At 58.7% G+C, this 22522-nt stretch carries 19 protein-coding genes, 1 tRNA gene and 1 pseudogene; 9 read left to right on the top strand and 12 right to left on the bottom strand.

Features of this window, described 5'->3' with window-relative positions; genetic code table 11:
* Positions 1 to 160 precede the first annotated feature (160 nt).
* From VF684_RS18855 to fadR, 5 genes are all read right to left on the bottom strand, one after another.
* Positions 161 to 625 (bottom strand): hypothetical protein, encoded by a 465-nt coding sequence (locus VF684_RS18855; RefSeq protein ID WP_042055892.1) that lies wholly within the window; start codon positions 623 to 625, stop codon positions 161 to 163.
* A 264-nt stretch (positions 626 to 889) separates the two neighbouring features.
* A complete protein-coding gene (locus VF684_RS18850; protein WP_139441579.1) occupies positions 890 to 1774 on the bottom strand; it encodes an AEC family transporter in 885 nt (294 codons plus the stop codon).
* Between the two features lie 12 nt (positions 1775 to 1786).
* Entirely contained in the window at positions 1787 to 2344 is a 558-nt protein-coding gene (locus VF684_RS18845; protein ID WP_005352343.1) for a YaeQ family protein, read from the bottom strand.
* 188 nt (positions 2345 to 2532) lie between these two features.
* The gene (locus VF684_RS18840) at positions 2533 to 2673 is read right to left on the bottom strand and encodes a TIGR02808 family protein (protein WP_005345965.1); all 141 of its coding nucleotides are present in this window, start codon (positions 2671 to 2673) and stop codon (positions 2533 to 2535) included.
* 265 nt (positions 2674 to 2938) lie between these two features.
* Positions 2939 to 3652, bottom strand: coding sequence for a fatty acid metabolism transcriptional regulator FadR (gene fadR, locus VF684_RS18835; protein WP_026034983.1), 714 nt, complete (start codon positions 3650 to 3652; stop codon positions 2939 to 2941).
* Between the two features lie 333 nt (positions 3653 to 3985).
* Between fadR and nhaB the strand changes: the two genes are divergently transcribed.
* Entirely contained in the window at positions 3986 to 5566 is a 1581-nt protein-coding gene (nhaB, locus tag VF684_RS18830) for a Na(+)/H(+) antiporter NhaB (protein ID WP_064338053.1), read from the top strand.
* Positions 5567 to 5664: 98 nt separating this feature from the next.
* Positions 5665 to 6186, top strand: a complete 522-nt coding sequence (dsbB, locus tag VF684_RS18825; protein WP_005336895.1) for a disulfide bond formation protein DsbB — start codon at positions 5665 to 5667, stop codon at positions 6184 to 6186.
* A 77-nt stretch (positions 6187 to 6263) separates the two neighbouring features.
* Here dsbB and VF684_RS18820 read toward each other — a convergent pair whose 3' ends face one another.
* The 3 genes from VF684_RS18820 to uvrB all read right to left on the bottom strand — a co-directional run bounded on the left by VF684_RS18820 (position 6264) and on the right by uvrB (position 9357).
* Positions 6264 to 6911, bottom strand: coding sequence for a DedA family protein (locus tag VF684_RS18820; RefSeq protein ID WP_041202713.1), 648 nt, complete (start codon positions 6909 to 6911; stop codon positions 6264 to 6266).
* Between the two features lie 179 nt (positions 6912 to 7090).
* Positions 7091 to 7348: a YkvA family protein gene (locus tag VF684_RS18815; protein WP_139410420.1), complete on the bottom strand. Its 258-nt coding sequence runs from the start codon at positions 7346 to 7348 to the stop codon at positions 7091 to 7093.
* Positions 7345 to 9357 carry an excinuclease ABC subunit UvrB gene (gene uvrB, locus VF684_RS18810; RefSeq protein WP_139441578.1) on the bottom strand — a complete coding sequence of 671 codons (2013 nt, stop codon included), beginning with the start codon at positions 9355 to 9357 and terminating at the stop codon, positions 7345 to 7347. The genes VF684_RS18815 and uvrB overlap by 4 nt, the downstream gene beginning before the upstream one ends.
* A gap of 133 nt (positions 9358 to 9490) precedes the next feature.
* On the opposite strand from uvrB, the gene VF684_RS18805 reads away from it, so the two are divergent.
* Positions 9491 to 9566: transfer RNA gene (locus VF684_RS18805), tRNA-Asn, on the top strand.
* 471 nt (positions 9567 to 10037) lie between these two features.
* Here the strand turns inward: VF684_RS18805 and VF684_RS18800 are convergent.
* Entirely contained in the window at positions 10038 to 10202 is a 165-nt protein-coding gene (locus VF684_RS18800) for a hypothetical protein (protein WP_162516081.1), read from the bottom strand.
* Positions 10203 to 10339: 137 nt separating this feature from the next.
* Between VF684_RS18800 and VF684_RS18795 the strand changes: the two genes are divergently transcribed.
* Positions 10340 to 12025 carry an aspartate:alanine antiporter gene (locus VF684_RS18795; protein WP_139441576.1) on the top strand — a complete coding sequence of 562 codons (1686 nt, stop codon included), beginning with the start codon at positions 10340 to 10342 and terminating at the stop codon, positions 12023 to 12025.
* A 330-nt stretch (positions 12026 to 12355) separates the two neighbouring features.
* Here the strand turns inward: VF684_RS18795 and fabB are convergent, their stop codons facing one another.
* Positions 12356 to 13567 (bottom strand): beta-ketoacyl-ACP synthase I, encoded by a 1212-nt coding sequence (fabB, locus tag VF684_RS18790; protein ID WP_107683071.1) that lies wholly within the window; start codon positions 13565 to 13567, stop codon positions 12356 to 12358.
* 90 nt (positions 13568 to 13657) lie between these two features.
* On the opposite strand from fabB, the gene mnmC reads away from it, so the two are divergent.
* Entirely contained in the window at positions 13658 to 15676 is a 2019-nt protein-coding gene (gene mnmC, locus VF684_RS18785; RefSeq protein WP_376898424.1) for a bifunctional tRNA (5-methylaminomethyl-2-thiouridine)(34)-methyltransferase MnmD/FAD-dependent 5-carboxymethylaminomethyl-2-thiouridine(34) oxidoreductase MnmC, read from the top strand.
* Positions 15677 to 15771: 95 nt separating this feature from the next.
* Here mnmC and VF684_RS18780 read toward each other — a convergent pair whose 3' ends face one another.
* Together VF684_RS18780 and VF684_RS18775 are read right to left on the bottom strand one after the other, a co-directional pair.
* Positions 15772 to 16368 carry a DUF922 domain-containing protein gene (locus tag VF684_RS18780; protein WP_058056880.1) on the bottom strand — a complete coding sequence of 199 codons (597 nt, stop codon included), beginning with the start codon at positions 16366 to 16368 and terminating at the stop codon, positions 15772 to 15774.
* Positions 16369 to 16551: 183 nt separating this feature from the next.
* Complete coding sequence (locus tag VF684_RS18775) at positions 16552 to 17016, bottom strand: hypothetical protein (RefSeq protein WP_376898426.1); 465 nt, start codon at positions 17014 to 17016, stop codon at positions 16552 to 16554.
* 195 nt (positions 17017 to 17211) lie between these two features.
* Here VF684_RS18775 and dcuC point away from each other — a divergent pair, with 195 nt between their 5' ends.
* From dcuC to VF684_RS18755, 4 genes and pseudogenes are all read left to right on the top strand, one after another.
* Positions 17212 to 18564, top strand: a complete 1353-nt coding sequence (gene dcuC, locus VF684_RS18770; RefSeq protein ID WP_376898428.1) for an anaerobic C4-dicarboxylate transporter DcuC — start codon at positions 17212 to 17214, stop codon at positions 18562 to 18564.
* 91 nt (positions 18565 to 18655) lie between these two features.
* Positions 18656 to 20302 carry a bifunctional metallophosphatase/5'-nucleotidase gene (locus VF684_RS18765; RefSeq protein ID WP_376898430.1) on the top strand — a complete coding sequence of 549 codons (1647 nt, stop codon included), beginning with the start codon at positions 18656 to 18658 and terminating at the stop codon, positions 20300 to 20302.
* Between the two features lie 187 nt (positions 20303 to 20489).
* Positions 20490 to 22133, top strand: a complete 1644-nt coding sequence (locus tag VF684_RS18760; protein WP_376898432.1) for a hypothetical protein — start codon at positions 20490 to 20492, stop codon at positions 22131 to 22133.
* A gap of 104 nt (positions 22134 to 22237) precedes the next feature.
* Positions 22238 to 22522, top strand: a pseudogene (locus VF684_RS18755) (IS3 family transposase); the annotation flags it as partial.

The raw sequence follows: 22522 nt of genomic DNA, 5'->3' as shown, positions 1-22522 counted from the left end.
CTGCGACTTCCGAGGCACAGATAAAATTCAATAAAAACATAAAGATGAAAACACATGCAGTAAGTTCAACCACTCGAATCAGCCAAGCCAGCTTATCTGCGGACTCCATCAACGGATCATGCTGAATGTGGGGAAACCAACCACTGATATGGTACGTGACTCACGCGCCGCGTACCTGTTTCAAGACTTGGCACTCATGGTCGAAATCCGCTTTATCTTGCGGCTGAATGTAACTTTGCCAGCGGGCAAACAGCTCGGCCGTCGGATAACGATGCAGACGAATACCGGTGCGATAGAGTTTGGGAAAAAGTGGGTCTGGCTGGGATCTCACGACCAGACCGCGCAGCTTCTCGCCAGAGGGAATGGCAATCACCAGCTCATCCCCCTCTTTCAACCGTATGGCCCCAAGAATGCCGATGCCGCCGATGGCTATGTCGCGCACCACCACATAGGGCACCGGATTGAGCAACTCCAGAAACCAGTTGCGACGGCGACATTCTGCCTTGTAACCACCACCACTGAGGATAAAGCGGCGGTGTCTGCGCCAGTCATAACCGGTAGGCAATGCCGGGTCATAGCGCGATTTTGCCTGCCCCACAGGATCAGATTGCTCACTTGTGCCCATCCGGTTTCCCTCACTGGCATTGGTTAAACAGTGTCAGTCAGCTCTTTTTCAACTATAGCTGTCGCCGTTAGCCCTGGGGCTCAGGGCCGGATACGGGGACGACAGATGTATCACGGAGGCAATGATGGACAGAGATGGCATGGAAAAGCTTGCTGATCCTGATAGGCTAACTTTCCCCTGCAAGGATGAGATGCGAACGACTGTGACTCGGTTCGATCAAGCAATTGGCCAGTGAGTCGCACCGCCGCAGCGATGCAATCTGACTTAGCCAGGCAGATGAAGTGCCAGCCAGACCGCCAGCGGGATCACCAGCACAGAGAGGGCATTGCCGCCGAGCACGATACTGGCCACCTTGTCCGGCTGACAGTGATACTGCTCGCAGAGCATGTAATTCAAGACCGCAGGGGGCAAGGAAACCGACAACATCAACAGCGGGATCCACTCCGTCTTGAGGGGCAACAGCCAGATCGCCAGCAGCAGCGACAATCCCCCCGCCAGCAGATAGAGCAGGTTGCACTTGAGCGCGAGGCCAAGGTGATCGAGTTCTCCCTCCATCAGGCGAATACCCAGCGCAAAGAGCATCAGGGGCACCGAGATCTGGCCGAGCAGCGAGGCCGTGGTCACCACATATTCCGGCAGCGTAATGTGCAGGTTGGCCACCAGCAAACCGGCCAGCGCGGACCACAGCACAGGGCTGCGCAGCCACAGCCAGCGGGAGGTATTGGCCGAGAGGATAAACATACCGACCGAGAAGTGCAGCAGATTGGAGAGCACAAAAAGGATCACAATGGCCCCCAGTTGCTGCTCGCCGAATGCCAGCACCATCAAGGGGATACCAAGATTGCCGGTATTTCGGAACATGGCGGGCAAGGTCAGGGCTGCCCGCTCAATCCCTTTGAGTTTGAGCAGCGCGAGCAGTAGACCGGGTAACAGAATAACCAGCGCCCCCGCCGCAATCAGCGGCATATGCTCCGCCAGCGCCAGCGGATACTTGACCAGCGCGGAGAAGACCAGCGCCGGGGTAAACAGCTCGATATTGGCCCGATTGACGTAACCGAGCGCAGCCCCCGGTCGCAATCGCCCGTAGAGGGCGCCGAGCCCGACCACACCGAACACCGGAATGACGATATTGAGCAAGGCGCTGAACATGGGCGGCGTCCGTTACAGTTCGCGGGCCGGCTTGCCCATCAGCACCACCGGATCCAGCGTCACTTCCAGTGCGCCGTTACTGACCCAGAGCTGACCATCGGAGATAGTGCAGGTGAGTTGCATGGTGCGCTCGACCATGGCGGTGAGCGGCAGAGTCTGGCTGTCGGAGAGTTCGATGATGCTGAGGTTGTCATGCTGGCTCAGCTTGCCCTGGTTCTGCTTCCACCAGACGGCTGTACCACGACCGCCGTAGAGGTAGAGCACCACCTGACGGGCGCGGTTACAGGCCTTTTTCAGCCGTTTTTCATCGGGTTGGCCCAGCTCGATCCAGAGCTCTATTTCGTCCGAGTAGTTCTTGCACCAGAGCTCGGGTTCATCATCGGCGCTCAATCCCTTGGTGAACTCCAGTCGTTCAGCGGCGTGCCAGGCAAAGGCCGCCAGCCGGATCATCATCCGCTCATCGGTTTCGGAGGGGTGGCGTGCCAGCGTGAGGGAGAAGTCCTGATACAGATTGCGATCCATATCAGACAAACTGATCTGGGCCTTGAATACGGTTGCCTTGAGAGCCATAGAAAACCTTGAACACCTGATAAGAGAAGGGTGAGTGAGAAATACGGGCGCCAGTGTAATCAAAATCGGCGGCAGGTTCGACCATCCTGACCAAAGATTTCCCCTTCCCTGCCGGGATAAGTGCTTTAAAAAACACAAAAAACAAATGCCAGTCCGAAGACTGGCATTTGGCGGCATGGAGAAGCGACTCACTTCTCGGCGGACTGTACCCCGAACGCATTCAGCAGCATGCAACAGGTCACTGCCACCGCCACGAATCCGCTCAGAAAGATAAAAGGCATGGCCCCATATCCCAGTACTGTCCAGATGGTGTGTTCAAGAAGACTCATTGTTGTGTCCTTCATCCGGTGAAAGGTGTGTTCCTTCTGGCGGATATTGGCTCCGCTCTTGATGCCTCCATTTGACCTCAATCAGCGGTTGGGTCCTATGCCACCAAAGTGATAAATGCAGGGTTCATTTGCGCTGGATCAAGCTTTTTGGCCAAATATCCATGCAGTTCAAGCAATTACCACCGCCAATCAAGGATAGACACAAACACGGCAGAATAAAAAAACGCGCCGGATGGCGCGTTTCTTGGACAGCACAGGCAAGGGATCAGTTATCGCACAGATCGCTTGGCATGTCCTGACGCAGGCGGGTCCAGAGCTTGCCGGACTCGATACCGTACTGACGCACCGTCATGAACACGGCTTCGTGGTTCTTGGTCTCCGCCAGATTGAGCAGGGTCTTGTAGTAGGCATCTGCGGTCTCGCGGGCCTGCTTGTCGGAGAAGTAGTAGCTGCCGACTCTGCTATACAACCCTTTGAAACCGTTCAGGATCAGGGCGTAGATCGGATTGCCGGAAGCAAACGCCAGCTGGTGGTGCAGGCGATAATCGAACTCGGCATAAGCCTGAGCGTTGTTCTCGACCCCATCGGCGCCACGCAGGATCTCGGCGGCCTGCTCCGGATTGTGACGGATCGCCCCGCGGATAAAGATGGTGCAGATATGGGTACGGGCGGAGAGCAGCTGAGCTATCAGATCAGGTACCTTGTCCTGATCCAGACGGGCCAATGTCTCCAGAATATTGAGGCCGGAGGTTTCCCAGAAATTGTTCACCTTGGTCGGCTTGCCATGCTGTATGGTCAACCAGCCATCACGGGCCAGTCGCTGCAGCACTTCGCGCAAGGTAGTCCGCGTCACCCCGATCAACTCGGATAATTCACGCTCGGCGGGCAGAATAGATCCGGGAGGAAAGCGATTGTTCCAGATGGACTCGATGATGTATTCCTCGGCAAACCCAGCTGGGCTCTGCGCTTTTATAACCATGAATTGACTCTGTTGTAATGCGTAAAAAGGCTGACGAATGATATCAAAGCGATGATGGCTGGCAAGCATAAGGTCAGTCCTCTGCTCACATATGGCAAATATAGTGTTGGGAATATGTATCTAATCGCCACGAGGGAGCCAGCCAACCCCGACAAGGTGGTTATAAAACAGACAGATGGGCAGAGATCCATCGGCTATCATTTATAATCGTCACGCTTTTTGATTAAAATCACGAGGAATCAGACAGATAAAGGCCAACATCCGGAGGCACAGGTCGAATCATCCTTGACTGCATAGAAGCAGATCCTAACAACAAAGTTGAGACCCATTATCATGCCAATAAGCCTAGGGCAGGCATTCGCCAAGAACTTCTTGGGCAATGCACCACAGTGGTATAAAAGCGCCATCTTGCTATTTCTGGTGATCAATCCGATTGCCTTCCACCTTGATCCTTTCATTGCGGGCTGGTTACTGGTCGTTGAGTTTATCTTCACCCTGGCCATGGCCCTCAAATGCTACCCCCTGCAACCAGGTGGTCTGCTCGCGATCGAAGCCGTGTTGATCGGCATGACCTCCGCCGATCAGGTCAAACACGAGTTGGTCGCCAATATCGAAGTGCTGCTGTTGCTGGTGTTCATGGTGGCAGGCATCTATTTCATGAAGCAGCTGCTGCTCTATGTCTTCACCAAGCTGCTGATCGGCGTACGCTCCAAGATCCTGCTCTCCCTCTCCTTCTGTCTGGTGTCCGCCTTCCTGTCAGCCTTTCTCGATGCCCTGACCGTGATTGCCGTGGTGATCAGCGTCGCCACCGGCTTTTATGCCATTTATCATAAGGTCTCGTCCGGCAAGGAGTTTGGTCACAGCCATGACCATACCGATGATAAGGAAGTCGCCGAACTCAATCGCCAGGATCTCGATGATTTTCGTGCCTTCCTGCGCAGCCTGATGATGCATGCCGCCATCGGTACCGCGCTGGGTGGTGTCTGCACCCTGGTGGGCGAGCCGCAAAACCTCATCATCGGCGAGCAAGCCAGCTGGAACTTCGCCGAATTTGCCATTCGTATGTCCCCCGTCACCGTCCCCGTCTTTATCTGCGGTCTGCTGACCTGCGTGCTGGTGGAGCAGTTCCGCTGGTTTGGCTATGGTGCCCGCCTGCCGGACACGGTGCGCGCCATCATGGAGGAGTACAACCGCTACGAAGAGGCAAAACGCAGCCCGCAAGACAAGGCCAAGCTGATCGTTCAGGCATTGATTGCGGTCTGGCTGATCGTCGGTCTGGCCATGCACCTGGCAGCCGTTGGTCTGATTGGCCTCTCGGTCATCGTGCTGGCCACCTCCCTGACCGGGATCACCGAGGAGCACTCGCTGGGTAAAGCCTTCCAGGAGGCTCTCCCCTTCACCGCCCTGCTGGCAGTCTTCTTCAGCGTGGTCGCCGTCATCATCGATCAGCAGCTGTTCAAGCCGGTGATCCAGCTGGTACTGGCTGCCAAACCGGAGAACCAGCTGGCCCTCTTCTATCTGGCCAACGGGGTGCTCTCCATGGTCAGTGACAACGTCTTTGTCGGCACTGTCTACATCAATGAGGTGAAGACGGCCATGCTCAATGGTGCCATCGACCGCGCCCAGTTCGATCTGCTGGCGGTAGCCATCAACACAGGTACCAACCTGCCGTCGGTCGCCACTCCCAATGGTCAGGCCGCTTTCCTGTTTATGCTCACTTCGGCATTGGCGCCGCTGCTACGTCTCTCCTATGGCCGCATGGTCTGGATGGCGCTGCCCTACACCCTGGTGCTGGGGCTGATCGGCTTTTTCTCTGTCGAATTGCTGCTTGGTCCTGCCACCGAGTGGTTCTATCAGCATGGATGGCTGGTGATGGAGAGTGCGCTGCCAGCGGTACAGCCGGCGCTGCATTAATCCATTGAGATGGTTTCCGAGGGCCCTTTCAGGGCCCTTTTCTTTTCGGTTCCGCTCTGCTCTAATTCAGCCACTGTTTTTTCTGAGAGATCAATTAGATGATCGAGTTTCTCCGCCGTATTGCCGCCCATCGGCTGGCTTGGGGCCTGTTGGCAGCATCAGCCCTGTTCCTCGAGTTGTGCGCCCTCTTCTTCCAGCATGTGCTGGGCCTCTCACCGTGCGTGATGTGCGTTTACGAACGGTTGGCGACCCTGGGTGTGCTGGCCGCCGGTCTGCTCGGCATGGTGGCGCCGGATAAGTGGTATGTTCGCTGGAGCGCCATGCTGCTATGGGGCTACAGTGCCTTTCGTGGCTTCCAGCTGGCCCTCAAGCATGTGGACTATCAGGTCAACCCCTCCCCGTTCAACGTCTGCAGCCCGTTTGCCGACTTCCCGAGCTGGGCTCCGCTCGATCAGTGGCTCCCCTGGCTCTTTATGCCGGAAGGGGATTGTGCCCAGATAACCTGGCAGTTCTTCGGTTACTCCATGCCCCAGTGGCTTGTTGTCATCTTCGCCGCTTACCTGTTGGTCTTCACCGTGGTGGCCATCGGCAATCTGGTGAAAGGGCGCTGCTGCAACTGAGTGTCATGCCCGCGTGGAGATAAAAAGGGGGAGCCATAATGGCTCCCCCTTCTCGTTCTGGCTGACCGTATTTCTGGTTATGCCTTGGCTGTACTCATCTTGGCCTTGACCGCACCAATCACCATGGGCAACAGGGAGATACCGATGATGCCGAAGATCAGCAGGGTAAAGTTGTGACGCACCACCGGCAGATTGCCAAAGAAGTGGCCGGCATAGACGAAGGAGAGTACCCACAGCAGGCCGCCAACCAGGTTGAACGCCAGGAAGCGCGGATAGGTCATGGCCCCCATCCCTGCCACGAACGGCGCAAAGGTACGCACGATAGGCAGGAAGCGGGTGATGATGATGGTCTTGCCACCATGCTTGGCATAGAAGGCGTGGGTCTTCTCCAGATAATCCCGGCGGAAGATTTTGGAGTCCGGGTTGCGGAACAACTGCTCGCCGAAGAAATGGCCAATGGTGTAGTTGACCACGTTGCCCAGCACGGCAGCGATGATCAGCACGGCCGCCAGGGTATGGACGTCCAGCACGCTGCCCACGGTAAGCGCACCGGCGGCAAACAGCAGGGAGTCACCCGGCAGGAACGGCGTCACTACCAGCCCGGTTTCACAGAAGATGATGAGAAACAGGATGGCGTAAACCCAGACGCCATAGTTCTCGAACAGCTCTTTCAAATGCACATCAACGTGCAGGATAAAGTCGATTGCAAAGAGGATCAGATCCATTTTTTCCATACCCATAAAGTGAACGGCGTGGAGTCTACGCCAATGCCATCCGGGCGACAATCACCGGGCCAGCCTCTTTTTCATCCTGCAGTGCCCACCTTCAAATGAAACCGTTTTTCCGCTTCCTTCGAGGGTGAGGGCACAAAGAGAGATGCCGAGCATGGTCTTGAAAAGGTGAACTAGGGGGCCTGTTCCAGATCGCTGCGCACTGCGGGGGGCAGGCAACGCTCCCAGCCCCATAGCAACACCAGCAGCAGGGTCACATCATCGAACCACCCCAGCAAGGGCACCACGTCGGGGATAAGATCTACCGGACTGATGCCATAGAGCAGGATAAGGATCACCAGGCCCCTCGCCCACCATGGGGTACCGGGGTGGCGAAAGCCCTGATAGAGACGACGAAGTCGTTGCCAAATCAGCCAGCGTTTGCGGCTCATGATTCGATCAACTCGCCGCGCAGCCGCTGGATCTGATCCCGTAGTGCCGCCGCCTGTTCGAACTCCAGATCCCGGGCATGTTGGAACATCTGTTCCTCCATCCGCTTGATCTCTTTGGCAATCTCGCTGGCAGAGCGGGCATGGTACTCCCCTTGCGGCTCGGCCGCCTTGCGCATCCCCTTGCCAGGTTTGCCTGCCGTGCGACTGCCTCCCATGTCCATCACATCGCCAATGGATTTGTTGAGCCCTTTGGGGGTGATCCCATGCTTGAGGTTATGGGCATGCTGCAAGGCGCGGCGCCGCTCGGTCTCCTCAATGGCTACCTTCATCGAGTTGGTGATGGTATCGCCGTAGAGAATGACCTTTCCGTTGAGGTTACGCGCCGCCCGGCCGATGGTCTGGATCAGCGAGCGAGTGGAGCGCAGGAAGCCCTCTTTATCTGCATCCAGAATCGCGACCAGCGACACTTCCGGCATGTCGAGACCTTCCCGCAGCAGGTTGATGCCCACCAGCACATCGAACTTGCCAAGGCGCAGATCGCGAATGATCTCCACCCGCTCGACCGTATCGATATCGGAGTGGAGGTAGCGCACCTTGACGTCGTGCTCCGCCAGATACTCGGTCAAGTCTTCCGCCATCCGCTTGGTCAGGGTAGTAACCAGCACCCGCTCCTCGACGGCGACCCGCTTGCGGATCTCGGAAAGGAGATCGTCCACCTGAGTGGTCACAGGACGCACCTCGATCTCCGGATCGAGCAGGCCGGTAGGGCGCACCACCTGCTGCACCACATCGCCGCCGGACTTCTCCAGCTCGTAGGGGCCGGGAGTCGCCGAGACAAACACCGTCTGCGGCATCAGCGCTTCAAATTCGTCGAACTTGAGCGGCCGGTTGTCCAGCGCCGAGGGGAGCCGGAAGCCGTACTCCACCAGGGTCTCCTTGCGGGAGCGGTCCCCTTTGAACATGGCGCCGATCTGCGGCACCGTAACGTGGGACTCATCGATGATGAGCAGGCCGTCCCCCGGCAGGTAGTCAAACAGGGTGGGCGGCGGCTCCCCCGGCGCACGGCCGGAAAGGTAGCGGCTGTAGTTCTCTATGCCGGAGCAGTAACCCAGCTCCTGCATCATCTCCATGTCGAACTGGGTACGCTGGCTGATGCGCTGCTCTTCAACCAGCTTGTTGAGGGACAACAGCTGCTCGCGGCGGCTGCGCAGCTCCTCCTTGATGTGCTCGATAGCCCCCAGAATGGTCTCGCGCGGGGTAGCGTAGTGGGTCTTGGGGTAGATGGTATAGCGCACCACCGTCTGCTCGATGGCGCCGGTCAGGGGATCGAACTGGGAGAGGCGCTCCACCTCTTCATCAAAGAGTTCTACCCGCAGGGCCAGCTTGTCCGATTCGGCAGGGTAGATGTCGATCACTTCACCGCGCACCCGGAAGGTACCGCGTTGAAACGCCATGTCGTTACGGGTGTACTGCAGCTCGGCGAGACGGCGCAGGATATCCCGCTGGTTGATCACATCCCCCACTTTCAAGTGCAGCATCATGCTTAGATAAGCTTGGGGATCCCCCAGACCATAGATGGCCGACACCGAAGCAACGATCACCACGTCGCGCCGCTCCAGCAACGCCTTGGTGGCCGACAATCGCATCTGCTCGATGTGATCGTTGATCGAGGCATCCTTCTCAATAAAGGTGTCGGTGGTCGGCACATAGGCTTCGGGCTGGTAGTAGTCGTAGTAGGAGACGAAATACTCCACCGCGTTGTCGGGGAAGAACTCCTTCATCTCGCCATAGAGCTGGGCGGCCAGGGTCTTGTTGGGAGCCAGGATCATGGTCGGGCGGTTCAGGGTGGCGATGACGTTGGCCATGGTGAAGGTCTTGCCTGAACCGGTCACCCCGAGCAGGGTCTGGTGGGCCAGCCCCGACTCGATGCCATCCAGCAGTTGGGCAATCGCCGCGGGCTGATCCCCGGCGGGTTGAAACTGGCTGGCTAACTTGAACAATTTGCTCATGAACACTCCCGACACAAAACAGCAGAGGAGCAGTGTAACCGAGGGTTTGGCAGCGGTACACCCGTGCCATCATCCCGCGAATGGCTTGACCACCTCGGACACCTTCTGTATGATGCTCCTCCTTGCCTGATGTTCCCCCGTAGTTCAGTCGGTAGAACGGCGGACTGTTAATCCGTATGTCACTGGTTCAAGTCCAGTCGGGGGAGCCAATTCCTCACCATCTCGGTGCAAGTTATCCACTTTAGTGCCCTCCTCTGCCAATTTTAATGCACAAGATCCTTCTTGCTGCTGACGCTCCCTTTTGTTACCCGTCCCGGCTCGACAGAGTTTTCTCCTGCCGCATCTAACTATTTGATTTTTATACAAATATTTTTCTTCCGGTATTTTTTGAACAGCCCTTGCATCCCAGTGCTGGCGCGGCTTTCAGGGTGATGAACAAGTTTCATAAACAGGGTTATCCACAGATTCTGTGGGTAAGTGCAGCAAGCCCTGTCAGGACGCGGGATTGCCCTTGATGACCCCCGGCGAAGAGTCATTTTGCTGGCCAACCTGATTTTATGCTGTTTTTTTGCTCCCTCAGGAACAGCGGGGTGACAGGCTCTATTGGCACTTTTTAGAGGCATCTTTTTGCCAACCCATGCCCCATGGGCGAATGGGCGAATATCAAGCTGATTTGCCCCTCAGCCAAGCATGGCGGCCATCGGTTGAATCTGCTGAAACTGATCCCCGCCAAGCGGCTGAACAGCAGAATCTAAAATATCGGCCTGCGCCAGAGCACTTCGGTCGCGGGCAGCAGATTTCACTAATTGACAACGGCGGTTACAGCAAAAATTGCCAGATTTCATCCGCTTGTCTCCCTATCACGCCGCCGGTTCCACAAATAGCGTCCGATAACGTCCGATTAATCGCTCCCTTGCGCTTCTTTATTGGGGATAGATCCGGCACAATATCGGCCCCACTTTTTTCCTCGGTTATTCCGGGCATGACCATAGACTTTGTGACACTGCTACATCAAAGCGACTCCCTGCTGCTCTTCGTGGTGCTGGCTTTTGGCCTGCTGCTTGGCAAGGTACGGATTGGCAACTTTCAGATTGGCAACACCATAGGTGTGCTGTTTACCGCCCTGCTGTTTGGCCAGATGGGCTTCGAGTTCACCGCCACGACCGAGAACGTCGGCTTCATGCTCTTCATCTTCTGCGTGGGGATCGAAGCCGGGCCCCACTTCTTCAGCGTCTTCCTGCGCGATGGCATCCACTACATCACCCTAACTCTGGTGATCCTGCTGACCGCCCTCTTCCTGACGGTAGGGCTGGCCAAGTTCTTCAATCTGGGGCCCGGGATGGCGGCCGGCATTCTGGCGGGTTCCCTCACCTCGACCCCGGCGCTGGTGGGTGCCCAGGATGCCTTGCGCAGCGGTCTTCTCAACCTGCCCCATCAGACCGACATGCAGGCGGTGCTAGACAACATGGGCATCGGCTACGCCCTGACCTATCTGGTGGGTCTGGTAGGCCTGATGCTGGTGGTGCGCTACCTCCCCTCGCTGGCTCGCCTCGACCTCAATACCGAGGCACAAAAAATCGCCCGCGAGCGGGGTCTCTCCGACAGTGAGAGTCGCAAGACCTACCTGCCCATCATCCGCGCCTATCGGGTCGGCCCCGAGCTGGCAGCATGGATAGGTGGTCGTACCCTGCGAGAGACCGGTATCTATCCCCACACCGGCTGCTATGTAGAGCGGATCCGCCGCAACGGCATTCTGGCCAGTCCCGATGGCGATGCCGTCATTCAGGAAGGGGACGAGATCGCCCTGGTGGGCTATCCCGAGAGCCACGAGAAGCTGGACGTCAACTACCGCAACGGTAAAGAGGTGTTCGACCGCAACCTGCTTGACCTGCAGATCGTCACCGAAGAGATAGTGGTAAAGAATGACTCCGTGGTAGGCCGCCATCTGGTGGAGCTCAACCTCACCGAGAAAGGGTGCTTCCTCAACCGGGTAGTGCGCTCCCAGATCGAGATGCCGTTCGATCGCAACATCATGCTGCAAAAGGGCGACGTGTTGCAGATCAGCGGCGAGAAGCAGCGGGTCAAACTGCTGGCCAACAAGATCGGCTTTATCAGCATCCACAGCCAGACCACGGATCTGGTGGCCTTCACCACCTTCTTCGTACTCGGCCTGCTGATCGGCTCCGTTTCGCTGGTGTTCGGTCAGATCGAATTCGGTCTCGGCAACGCCGTCGGCCTGCTGCTGGCAGGCATTCTGATGGGTTACCTGCGGGCCAACCACCCGACGGTCGGCTATGTGCCCCCGGGCGCCCTGCGACTGGCCAAAGATCTTGGTTTGGCGGTCTTTATGGTGAGCACCGGTCTCAAGGCGGGTGGCGGCATTCTGGATCACCTGAGCGAAGTGGGTGCCGTGGTGCTCTTCTCCGGTATGCTGGTCACGACGCTGCCGGTGCTGGTCGGCTACCTGTTCGGGGTCTGGGTATTGAAGATGAACCCGGCCCTGCTGCTCGGTGCCATCACAGGTGCCCGAACCTGTGCCCCGGCGATGGATGTGGTCAACGAGGCAGCCAACAGCTCCATTCCGGCGCTCGGTTATGCCGGTACCTATGCGGTAGCCAACGTGATGCTGACCCTGGCGGGCTCCTTTATCATTGGCTTCTGGTTCTAGCAGCCATCACATTATCGCTAACAAAGAAGGGAGCCTAAGGCTCCCTTCTCGCTATCTACTCCACTAGAGAGATGTAGATCCGGTTCATTGGTGTGGCGTCACCTCCCCCACCATCTGCGCTGAAATCTGCCACTAACCCACTCTTCATGGCCTCTGCTCTGCTCTGCTCTGCTCTGCTCTGCTCTGCTCTGCTCTGCTCTGCTCTGCTCTGCTCTGCTCTGCTCTGCTCTGCTCTGCTCTGCTCTGCTCTGCTCTGCTCTGCAATGAGTGATGGCAGATCCCGAAGACAAAAAAAGCGCCCTGAGGCGCTTTTTTCACATCAATTGGATATCAGCCTTTGAACTTGCTGAACACCAGGGAGGCGTTGGTACCGCCAAAGCCGAAGCTGTTGGACATGACGGTATTGAGTTCGGCCACTTCATACTCGCGCACGATGGGCAGACCTTCAGCCTTCTCGTCCAGGGTCTCGATGTTGATGCTGGGGGCGATAAAGCCGTGTTCCATCATCAGCAGGGAGTAGACAGCCTCGTGCACGCCCGCAGCGCCCAGCGCATGGCCGGTCATCGCCTTGGTGGCAGAGATCTTGGGACCGTTGGCGCCAAACAGAGTCTGGATAGCTTCCAGCTCTTTGGTATCACCCACCGGAGTGGAGGTACCGTGGGTGTTGATGTAATCAACCTTGCCCACACCCTGCATCGCCATCTTCATGCAACGCACCGCGCCTTCACCGCTCGGGGCGACCATGTCATAGCCATCGGAGGTGGCACCATAACCGGTCAGCTCGGCATAGATGTGAGCACCACGAGCCAGCGCATGTTCCAGCTCTTCGATCACCAGAATGCCGCCGCCACCGGAGATAACGAAACCATCGCGGTTCGCATCATAGGTACGGGATGCTTTTTCCGGCGTGTCGTTGTACTTGGTGGAGAGGGCACCCATGGCGTCAAACTGGATGGTTGAGGACCAGTCCAGCTCTTCACCGCCACCGGCGAAGACCACATCCTGTTTGCCAAGCTGGATCAGCTCAAGTGCGTGACCGATGCAGTGCGCAGAGGTGGCGCAGGCGGAGCTGATGGAGTAGTTGACACCCTTGATCTGGAACGGGGTCGCGAGGCAAGCAGAGGTGGTGGAAGACATGGTGCGCGGCACCATGTAAGGGCCCACACGCTTGACCCCTTTCTCACGGGCGATGTCCACAGATTCCGAGGTGTTCTTGCCGGAGGCACCACCTGAACCGACCACCAGGCCGGTACGCTCGTTGGAGACCTGATCTTCCGCCAGACCGGCATCTTCAATGGCCTGCTGCATGGAGAGGTAGGCGTAGGCCGCAGCGTCGCCCATGAAACGCATGACTTTACGGTCGATCAGTTCAGACGGATCGAGTTTGATGTTACCCCAGACACGGCTGCGCAGGTTGTGCTGCTCGAACTGCTCGGAATAGGTGATGCCGGATTTACCTGCTTTCAGGGAGGCCAGCACTTCTTCCTTGTTGTTGCCGATACTGGAGATGACGCCGATACCGGTGATCACTGCTCTTCTCATTAATTCATCTCGTCTGGAAAAACTGGCGCCAAGTCTACCCGCTTTCGGCTGCCAAACTGGTCTGCTTTCACGTAGAATGCCCGCGATTTTGTGACGCGAGCCGAGGAAAACGTGAGTCAAACATCCTTACATCATGCCCGATTGGACTGGAATGAAGCGGGAACTCCTGTCTCCAGTGACTTCGGGGATGTGTACTTTTCCAATGATAACGGTCTAAGTGAAACCCGCTACGTCTTTTTGCAGCAAAACCGGCTACCTGCGCGATTTTCGCACCACGATAGTGACAGTTTCGTGATAGGTGAAACAGGTTTCGGCACAGGCCTTAACTTTCTGGCGACAATGCAAGCCTTCCTGGAACAGGCGCCTCAATCCGGCAACGGCTCCCGTCTGCACTTCATCAGTTTCGAGAAATACCCCCTGACCCAAGACGATCTGCGCAAGGCGCTGGCCGCCTGGCCTGAACTTGGCCACTTTAGTCAGGATCTTGTCACCCAGTGGCCGCTGCCGGTCTCCGGTTGCCATCGCCTGCATTTTGCGGGCGGGCGCATTCGCCTCGATCTCTGGTTTGGCGACATCAAGGATATGCTGCCGCAGGTGCCTCACCGGGCAGAGGGGCTAGTGGATGCCTGGTATCTGGATGGTTTCTCCCCGGCCAAGAACCCGGAGATGTGGACACAGGAGCTGTTTGATGGTCTCGCTCGCCTCGCCCGTCCCGATTGCTCCATCGCCACCTTTACCTGTGCTGGCTTTGTCCGTCGTGGCCTGATTGCCGCCGGTTTTGCCATGAAGAAGGTGAAGGGCCACGGTAGCAAGCGGGAGATGCTGGTGGGGGATCGCACCGACAAGCAGCCGCAGCAGACCATCGCCCCCTGGTATGCCCGTCCTGCCGGACGCACTGGCGAGGTGGTGATCATCGGCGGCGGCATCGCCTCGGCCATGACGGCGCTCTCTCTGGTGGAGCGGGGTCGCAAGGTGACGTTGCTGTGTGCAGATGGCGAACCGGCCACCGGCGCCTCCGGCAACCGCCAGGGCGCGCTCTATCCCCTGCTCAACGGCGAGCACGATGCCCTGTCACGCTTCTATTCGCTCGCCTTTGGCTATGCCCGCCAACGGCTGCTGGCGTTGGCCGAACGCCATCCCATCGCTTTCGAATTATGCGGAGTGACACAGCTCGGTTATGACGACAAATCGGCAGCCAAGTTGGCGAAAATGAGCCAGGGCCCCTTCCCGTCCGAACTGATGCATCCCCTCTCTACAGCAGAGGTAGAGCAGGTGGTTGGCCTGCCCTGTGGCCACAGCGGCGTCAGCTATCCGCTGGGAGGCTGGCTCTGTCCGGCCGATCTCACCCGAGCCGCCCTGAAAGAGGCGCAAGCCAGCGGCCTGCTTGAGGTGGTGTTCAACACCGAGGTGGTTGCCATTGCCGAGCAGACAGATGCTTGGCACATAGAGAGCCAGGACGGCCGCCACTGGCAGGCCCCCAATCTGGTTGTCGCTGCCGGTCACCAGTTGCCAGCACTGCTCCCCTTTACCGAGCTGCCCCTCTATCCGGTGCGCGGTCAGGTGAGCCATGTGCCGACCACGGCCAGCTTGCGTCAGCTCAAGACCGTGCTCTGCTACGATGGCTACCTCACGCCAATGCACAACGATCAACACTGCATCGGCGCCAGTTATGGCCGCAACCAGAGCAGCCTTGAGTTTCGAGCCGAGGAGCAAATCCAGAATCAGGTGCGGTTGCAAGCCTGCCTGCCGGAGCAAACCTGGCCCGCCGAAGTGTATGTGAGCGGCAACGAGGCGCGCGTAGGGGTGCGTTGCGCCAGTCGGGATCACCTTCCGGTGGTGGGGCCAGTGGCCAGATTGCAAGGTCTGGCGGATCACTATGCGCAGCTGCAGCATGATCAGCACAACGCCCAGCCACTCCCCCTTCACCCCGGCCTCTATGTGCTGGGGGCGCTCGGTTCGCGGGGCCTCTGCTCGGCGCCGCTCTGTGGTGAGCTGCTCGCCAGCGAGATCTGCGGCGATCCCCTGCCGCTGGCCGCCGATCTGCTGGAAGCGCTCCACCCTGCCCGTTACTGGGTACGCAAGCTGCTCAAGGGCAAAGCGCTGGTCTGAACCGGACTCTGCAAACAAATAGAATGGCCGCCCATCGGGCGGCCATTCTATTTATCAAATCGTGCGATGCTGGATATTGCGTCTTGAGATAGCGCTCACTTGGGCCAGTGCACCCCAAGCTGTTCGCCATAACCTGTCTGACGCTGGAATCCGTCGAGCCGTCCCTTGACCTTGTTCAGCTCGCCACTGCCTGCTGCCCACGCGGCATAGCGCAGCGCCTGACAATCTGCATGACCAGGTAATCCCGCAATGGCGCCACCCACCTGATTGGCCCCTTGCAGCACCATCTCCTTGAAGCGGGATTCGTAGTCAAACATGCTGGAGAGCAGCCGCCCCCAGCGCTGGCGGGCAGGATCGTTACTGTTCGCGCTCTGACGCCAGCGGGGCAGCAACACAGTGGCGTTGGTGGTCACCGTCACCCGGTTGAGCTGGCAACGACCCGGCAACTGCTCGGTATCCAGCTGCCAGTCCACCTGATAACTCGCCTTGCCGAGTACGGGCTTGCCATTCACCTTGGGAGCACTCTGGGCGATCGCCCGGGCAAGCTGCTCCGGACTGGTTGCATTGACCTCATAAAAACGGACATTGATGCGGGACTCTGGCACCACTTGCGGCCGGCTCGGCTGAGCCTGACTCATCAGGGGCAACAGCAACAACCCGACCCCCACTACTCCATAAACCTTGCTGACCATGCCAGACTACCTTCCTTGATTGCACGGGCGGAGTACCAACCTTGGTGAACCCCACCGCCACACAGATGACGGGTATAGCCTATGTGTGACGACGAGGCGGCGCAATACAATGATGCGCCCAGAAATCAGAGCACGCTCACAGGTTGCGTGAGCAGAGTATGGCACAAGGCCAAAACTGTATTTTTATTGAGCATGACGGCTGATGCGCTGCCAGTCGAGGTGATAGTTTTTCACATTGATGTCATGACCATCTATCTGAATAAAATGATCATTTTTAAGGCGGTTGGCAAAAAAGTCCTGATCTGCCCCCTCATTGAGCCACAGCTCGCAAAGTCCCCGTTTTCCCTCTTTGGCATAGAATCTCGGAGTAACCAGCAGCGCGACTCCATCTACCCGGATGGCATGACGGGCCAGGCAGTTTGCTTCCGTGGTTTTGGATGCCAGCGCGGCAAAACGGGGTCTGTTCCCCTCGGCAACCACCAGAACGCCGTAAGAGTGAGGAGCCATGAGACGCCGCATGGCGACCGCCTGATGAGGACCGGTTTGATGAAAACCGTCATTGGTTACCGCAAACACGCAAGTAGGTGAAAATAGCATCGCAAGCAGGAAAATAGAGCGTTTAATGCCTAAAAAACCACCAACCACCATATAAAAGCCTCAAAAGACAACCAAGGCTGGCAAGGGTAGGTAGCCAAACCCGCTGGGTAAAGTACCTTTACCTTTCTTTAATTCTGTTGATGGGGTTAAACGTTGATTTAGCTCACACAACATCCTGTTTCCAGTCGCCACTCTACCCCTATCGGAATAGACTCCCTCCACTCTCATCCAATCAGAAGGCAACATATGCTGGAACTCATCGTTGGCACCCTGGTCACCCTGGTGGTGGGCCGTGCCATTTTCAAAGGATACTCCGCGACCGGGGTGCTGCTGAGCGGCGGCTTGCTGCTGCTGGTCATCACCGCCATGATGGGCAAGCCGGTACTGCCGAGCAAGGTGGTCAGCACCGGTTATATCGCAACCGATATCTTCGAATACGTCCGCTTCCTGCTCAATGACCGTGGCGGTGGACTGGGGATGCTGATCATGGTGCTGTGCGGCTTCGCCGGCTACATGAGCCATATCGGCGCCAACACCATTCTGGTCAAGCTGGCCAGCAAACCGCTCGGCATCATCAAGTCCCCCTATATCCTGCTGGTGGCGGCCTATCTGGTGGCCTGCGCCATGTCGCTGGCGGTGAGCTCCGCCACCGGCCTCGGCGTGCTGTTGATGGCCACCCTGTTCCCGCTGATGGTCAACATGGGGATCTCCCGTGGCGCGGCTGCGGCCGTGTGCGCCTCGCCAGCCGCCATCATTCTGGCACCGACCTCAGGGGACGTGGTGATGGCCGCTCAAGCCGCCAACATGCCGCTGCTGGATTTTGCCTTCAGGCTGACCTTGCCCATCTCGCTGGTGGCGATCGCCTGTATGGCGGTGACCCACTTCTTCTGGCAGCGCTACCTTGATCAAAAATCCGGTGAGCACAACGAACCGGTCGCACCGGGTGATCTGGTGACGACTGCGCCGGCCTTCTACGCCATCCTGCCCTTTACCCCCATCATCGGGGTGCTGGTATTTGACGGCAAATGGGGTCCGCAGCTGGATATCGTCACCATCATCGTCATGTGCATGGTGTTGGCCAGCCTGCTGGAGCTCGTGCGGATCCGCAATGGCAAGGAGCTGCTGGACGGTCTGCAGGTATGCTGGCGCAACATGGCTGACGCCTTTGCCGGTGTAGTCATGCTGCTGGTCGGTGCCGGCGTCTTCGCCCAGGGTCTGATGACCATCGGCTTTATCGACACCCTGCTGGCTCACGCGCAGGATCTCGGTTCCGGCGGCCTGATCATGATGCTGTCACTGGTAGTGATCACCACCCTGGCCGCCTTCACCACCGGCTCGGGCAATGCCCCCTTCTACGCCTTCGTAGAGTTGATCCCCAACCTGGCCAGCAGCCTTGGCATCAACCCGGCCTATCTGGTGATCCCGATGCTGCAAGCCTCCAACCTGGGTCGCACCATTTCTCCAGTCTCCGGGGTGGTGGTCGCCTGTGCGGGGATGGGCAAGCTCTCGCCGTTCGAGGTGGTCAAGCGCACCAGTATGCCGGTCGCCGTCGGCCTGCTGGTGGTGATCGTCGCCACCCAGATCATGGTACCCGCCTGATCATTGACCAGCCCGGCACCCTGCCGGGCTGGTATCCTCCCCCCCCTTTGCAGTAGACTCGGTGCTCATTTTCCCCCTAAGGAGGACCGAGATGAGTATTACGGTTCAACTTGCCCATTTCAGTGATTGCCACTCCCACTTCGATGGCGCGCCCATGAGCTTCTCCCCTGTCGGTGAAGGCCAATGGCGCACCCAGTGCGGCGGTTATGCCCGGATCCTGACCCGACTGACCCAACTGCGTGCCAAAGCCGCAGCAGCCAGTCAGCGTTTTCTGTTTCTGCACGGTGGCGACTCCTTTCAGGGCTCTCTCTATTTCAACCGCTTCAAAGGGCGCGCCAACGCCGACCTGCTCGCCATGCTGGCCCCCGATGCCATGGTACTTGGCAACCACGAATTCGATCTGGGCAACGGCCCACTGGTGGAGTTCTTGCGCCAGCTCGATTTTCCGGTGCTGGCCGCCAATCTGGACAACAGTCAGGAGCCTGCCGACACGCCGCTTGGGCTGTGGGATATTCCCCATCTCTACGACGCCCATCAGCCCTGGCATCGTCAGATGATCGACGGGGTTCCCTTTGCGCTGCTCGGCATCACCCTCGCCCAGATGGCCGCCATCGCCAACCCGGATCCCCACACCCGTTTCCACGCGGTCGCCGACACCCTCACCCGGGTGTTGCAGGAGCTCAAGCGCGAAGGGATCCAGCATATCGTGCTGCTGAGCCACCTCGGGCTGGATCAGGACAAGCTGCTGGCCGAGCGCTTCCCCGAGCTCAGTCTCATCATCGGTGGCCACACCCACAGCCTGCTCGGCGATCTCGCGCCGCTGGGTCTGCCAAGCGAAGGTACCTACCCCCTGATGAACAACGGGGTGGCCATTTTGCACGCTGGCCACAGCGCCCTCTGCCTCGGTGTCTGCGAGCTCACCTTCGATGAGGCGGGCCGCGTCGTGCAGAGTCAGGGGCAACTGGAGTGGCTCCCCTGGCAGCCCTGGCCGTTTGCCTCCACACCACCTGTCGGGCTCACCTTCTGCGAGCCGGATCCACAACTGGAACAACATCTGGCCAAACGCTACCGGCCGGAGATTGAGACCATGAGCCAGCGCATCGTCACCCGACTGGCGGCGCCACTGCCCCATCAACGGCTGCCGGATGCCACCATGCCCCACGGCAGCCAGCTCGCCCCGCTGGTGGCCCGCGCCATGCTAACCGCCGCCCGTGAACAGGTAGGCGAGGTGGACTTTGCCCTGCACAATGCTGGCGGCGTGCGCTGCTCGCTGGAGCCGGGCCCCCTGAGCGAAGCGGATATCGCCGGTCGCCTGCTGCCGTTTGCCATTCCCCTCACCCTCTATCGGGTGCACGGTCACGAGTTGGCGGAAGCGCTGGAGAATGCCATCGACAACGCCACCAACAACGGTGTGGTCGGCAATGGCAACGGCAGCTTCCCCTACACCGCGGGGGTGCGATTCACCTATCAGGCCGATCGGCCCAAGGGCCAGCGCATCACCCGACTGGAGTGGGAAGCCGCCCCCGGCCAGTGGCAAGCGGTCAATGCCGAACAGGTCTATCGCGGGGTGTCGAGCGCCTATACCGCCTCCGGCAAGGAGGGTTACACCGCACTGGCGCGCACCCTGACCCAGCACAATCAGGAGCTCGGTATCACCCTGGCCGACGCTTTTATCCGCTGGGCTCGCCACCTGCCGACGCTGGAAGCGCAACCGCCCCTGCTTGAGTACTTCAGTTGATATCGGGGGGATGCCTTTGCCACATCCCCCTGACGGCCAAAATTGCCGCAGCCAGCGCCCAGTTCCCTGCAAGAACCGGGCTTTTTCGAGAATATTTGCCCCACACGGGCCTGCCCCATTGCATCGCACTCACTAGCTCGGCAAGATAGGCCCGCTTTCAAGACCAGCTGCAGGAACAGGCGACTTCATGAATCACTCCATCCGTTTCACTCCCCCTCGCGTCAACCCGGGTATCAAGCCAGCCATCGTGCTGCTGACCGCCCTGCTGGCGCTGCTCTTCTGTCTGCGCAATCCGCTCTTCCACGCCATGGCGCCGGGCTTTGATGCCTCTCTGTTCGCGGTGATGGGCAAGATGTGGAGCGAAGGGGGCGTACTCTATCGCGACATGATCGACATCAAGGGGCCGATGATCTTCGCCCTCGACGCGCTGGGCTATGGAATGGGGGGTTTTGTCGGGGTCTGGGCGCTGGAGTGGGTGCTCTGCTGGCTCGGACTGCTGGCCAGCTGGCAGGCCTTTGCCCAACTTGGCCTCTCGTTCAAGGCGCGCCTTGGCGCCATGCTGGCGGTGCTGGCTCTCTACGGCACCCGTTACTACTACGGCAACATGACCGAGGACTGGACCTTCCACCTCGCCCTCATCGCCCAGTGGGCCTTCATTACCCTGCTGCTGGACAAGGGATTTCGCTGGTGGCCGGCGCTGGTTGCGGCCCTCACCTTCGCCATCGTCGCCTGGATGCGCACCAACAACGGCGCCTTCTGGGGGGCCTGGTATCTGGTGCTGTTCTGCCACTGGTGTCTGCACGAGAAGTGGCGTGACGCCATTCTGCTGCTCATCTCCAGCCTGCTGGGGCTGGCACTGATTGGCGGCCCGCTTTACGCCTACTTCCAGCAGCATGATCTGCTGGCGGCCTTCAAATACTACGCCTTCGACATCTTCTTCGAGGGGAGCTACGGCAATGGCTTCTCTCCCATGGTGGGCGCCGTCGGCCTGCTGCGCACCGGCCTTGTGATGCTGCTGCCCGCCTTCATCATTCTGATGCTGAGTCGCCATCAGGAGTGGTATCTGCCCGCCTTGCTGGCGACCCTGTTTGGGGTGCTGTTTACCCTGATCGCCAACTCGGTCTCTGGCCATGTGTTCGATCACTACGACGTGCTCTATCTGCAACTGGCGGTGCTGCCGCTGGCAGTATTACTGGATCGCAGCGAACAGCAGGCAGATGCCATCGGGCTGCTCTGCATCTCGCTGGTGGTGCTCACTGCCAGTTGGCTGCTGGCCCAGCAGCTCGCCTTTGGCTGGAGCACCAAGGAGTGGTCCCTCGAGCGGGTCAACGAGGTGCTCGGCACCAGCCTGCTGTGGGCGCTGCCGGTGCTGATCCTCATCCCCCTCTGGCGCGCCTGGGATGTGCGCAGTGCCACCCCCTGGCTGGCGACACTGGCCATGCTGCTGCTGATGATTAACAACGCCTGGGAAGGGACCCTCAAGGGTCGCCCTTTCAATCCGGCCGCGCAGGTGCGGGTCGATCGCATCAAGGCCGAAACCACCCCGAGCGACAAGATCTGGGTCGATGGCATCCAGCCGCAATATTATCTCTGGACCGATCGCCAGCCGGCCTCTGCCTACCTCTTCTTTGCCAACGTCAATCCGCCCTATGACGTGCGCGAGCGGGTACTGGCCGATATCCAGCGCCAGAATCCGAAGTTCATCATCGCCAAGCCGGATCGGGTGAGCGAAGAGCTGAAAAAACCCAGCTCCCCTTCCCATCTCGCCTTCTATCAATACCTGACCAGCCACTACGAAGAGGTGGATCCGGGTCTCTATCGTCGCCGATAACCAGCTCAGAGACGCAAAGGGCGGCCATTTGGCCGCCCTTTTTCTATCCCCTGTCCCGTCCTGAATATGGTCTACACCTTTCCTCCCAATAAATGGAGAACCCGATGGGACAAGGTGTGAAACGGACACAGCGCGATTACTCGCTGACTTTTAAACTGGCACTGGTCGAGCAGATTAAAAAAGGCGAGCTCACCTACAAACAGGCTCAGGTGCGTTATGGCATTCAAGGCCGCTCCACCGTTCTGGTATGGTTGCGTAAACATGGTCGGCAAGATTGGAGCCAGGGGGCTTCTGTGCGCGCCGGCAGGAGCATCACCATGCCTGACCCCGACAACCAGACGCCCGAACAGCGCATCAAGGAACTCGAGCAGCAGTTGGCGCTGATGAGT

Source organism: Aeromonas sp. Lyrl_2, assembly GCF_051948815.1.
GTDB lineage: Bacteria > Pseudomonadota > Gammaproteobacteria > Enterobacterales > Aeromonadaceae > Aeromonas > Aeromonas veronii.
Note: the sequence above shows the minus strand (reverse complement) of the source record. Positions and strands in the feature narration are given on the sequence as shown.

What these genes read in the sequence shown, in the direction of transcription:
- VF684_RS18855 (WP_042055892.1), bottom strand. Translation starts at nt 625, where the DNA reads ATGGGCACAAGTGAGCAATCTGATCCTGTGGGGCAGGCAAAATCGCGC.
- VF684_RS18850 (WP_139441579.1), bottom strand. Translation starts at nt 1,774, where the DNA reads ATGTTCAGCGCCTTGCTCAATATCGTCATTCCGGTGTTCGGTGTGGTC.
- VF684_RS18845 (WP_005352343.1), bottom strand. Translation starts at nt 2,344, where the DNA reads ATGGCTCTCAAGGCAACCGTATTCAAGGCCCAGATCAGTTTGTCTGAT.
- VF684_RS18840 (WP_005345965.1), bottom strand. Translation starts at nt 2,673, where the DNA reads ATGAGTCTTCTTGAACACACCATCTGGACAGTACTGGGATATGGGGCC.
- fadR (WP_026034983.1), bottom strand. Translation starts at nt 3,652, where the DNA reads ATGGTTATAAAAGCGCAGAGCCCAGCTGGGTTTGCCGAGGAATACATC.
- nhaB (WP_064338053.1), top strand. Translation starts at nt 3,986, where the DNA reads ATGCCAATAAGCCTAGGGCAGGCATTCGCCAAGAACTTCTTGGGCAAT.
- dsbB (WP_005336895.1), top strand. Translation starts at nt 5,665, where the DNA reads ATGATCGAGTTTCTCCGCCGTATTGCCGCCCATCGGCTGGCTTGGGGC.
- VF684_RS18820 (WP_041202713.1), bottom strand. Translation starts at nt 6,911, where the DNA reads ATGGATCTGATCCTCTTTGCAATCGACTTTATCCTGCACGTTGATGTG.
- VF684_RS18815 (WP_139410420.1), bottom strand. Translation starts at nt 7,348, where the DNA reads ATGAGCCGCAAACGCTGGCTGATTTGGCAACGACTTCGTCGTCTCTAT.
- uvrB (WP_139441578.1), bottom strand. Translation starts at nt 9,357, where the DNA reads ATGAGCAAATTGTTCAAGTTAGCCAGCCAGTTTCAACCCGCCGGGGAT.
- VF684_RS18800 (WP_162516081.1), bottom strand. Translation starts at nt 10,202, where the DNA reads ATGAAATCTGGCAATTTTTGCTGTAACCGCCGTTGTCAATTAGTGAAA.
- VF684_RS18795 (WP_139441576.1), top strand. Translation starts at nt 10,340, where the DNA reads ATGACCATAGACTTTGTGACACTGCTACATCAAAGCGACTCCCTGCTG.
- fabB (WP_107683071.1), bottom strand. Translation starts at nt 13,567, where the DNA reads ATGAGAAGAGCAGTGATCACCGGTATCGGCGTCATCTCCAGTATCGGC.
- VF684_RS18780 (WP_058056880.1), bottom strand. Translation starts at nt 16,368, where the DNA reads ATGGTCAGCAAGGTTTATGGAGTAGTGGGGGTCGGGTTGTTGCTGTTG.
- VF684_RS18775 (WP_376898426.1), bottom strand. Translation starts at nt 17,016, where the DNA reads ATGGTGGTTGGTGGTTTTTTAGGCATTAAACGCTCTATTTTCCTGCTT.
- dcuC (WP_376898428.1), top strand. Translation starts at nt 17,212, where the DNA reads ATGCTGGAACTCATCGTTGGCACCCTGGTCACCCTGGTGGTGGGCCGT.
- VF684_RS18765 (WP_376898430.1), top strand. Translation starts at nt 18,656, where the DNA reads ATGAGTATTACGGTTCAACTTGCCCATTTCAGTGATTGCCACTCCCAC.
- VF684_RS18760 (WP_376898432.1), top strand. Translation starts at nt 20,490, where the DNA reads ATGAATCACTCCATCCGTTTCACTCCCCCTCGCGTCAACCCGGGTATC.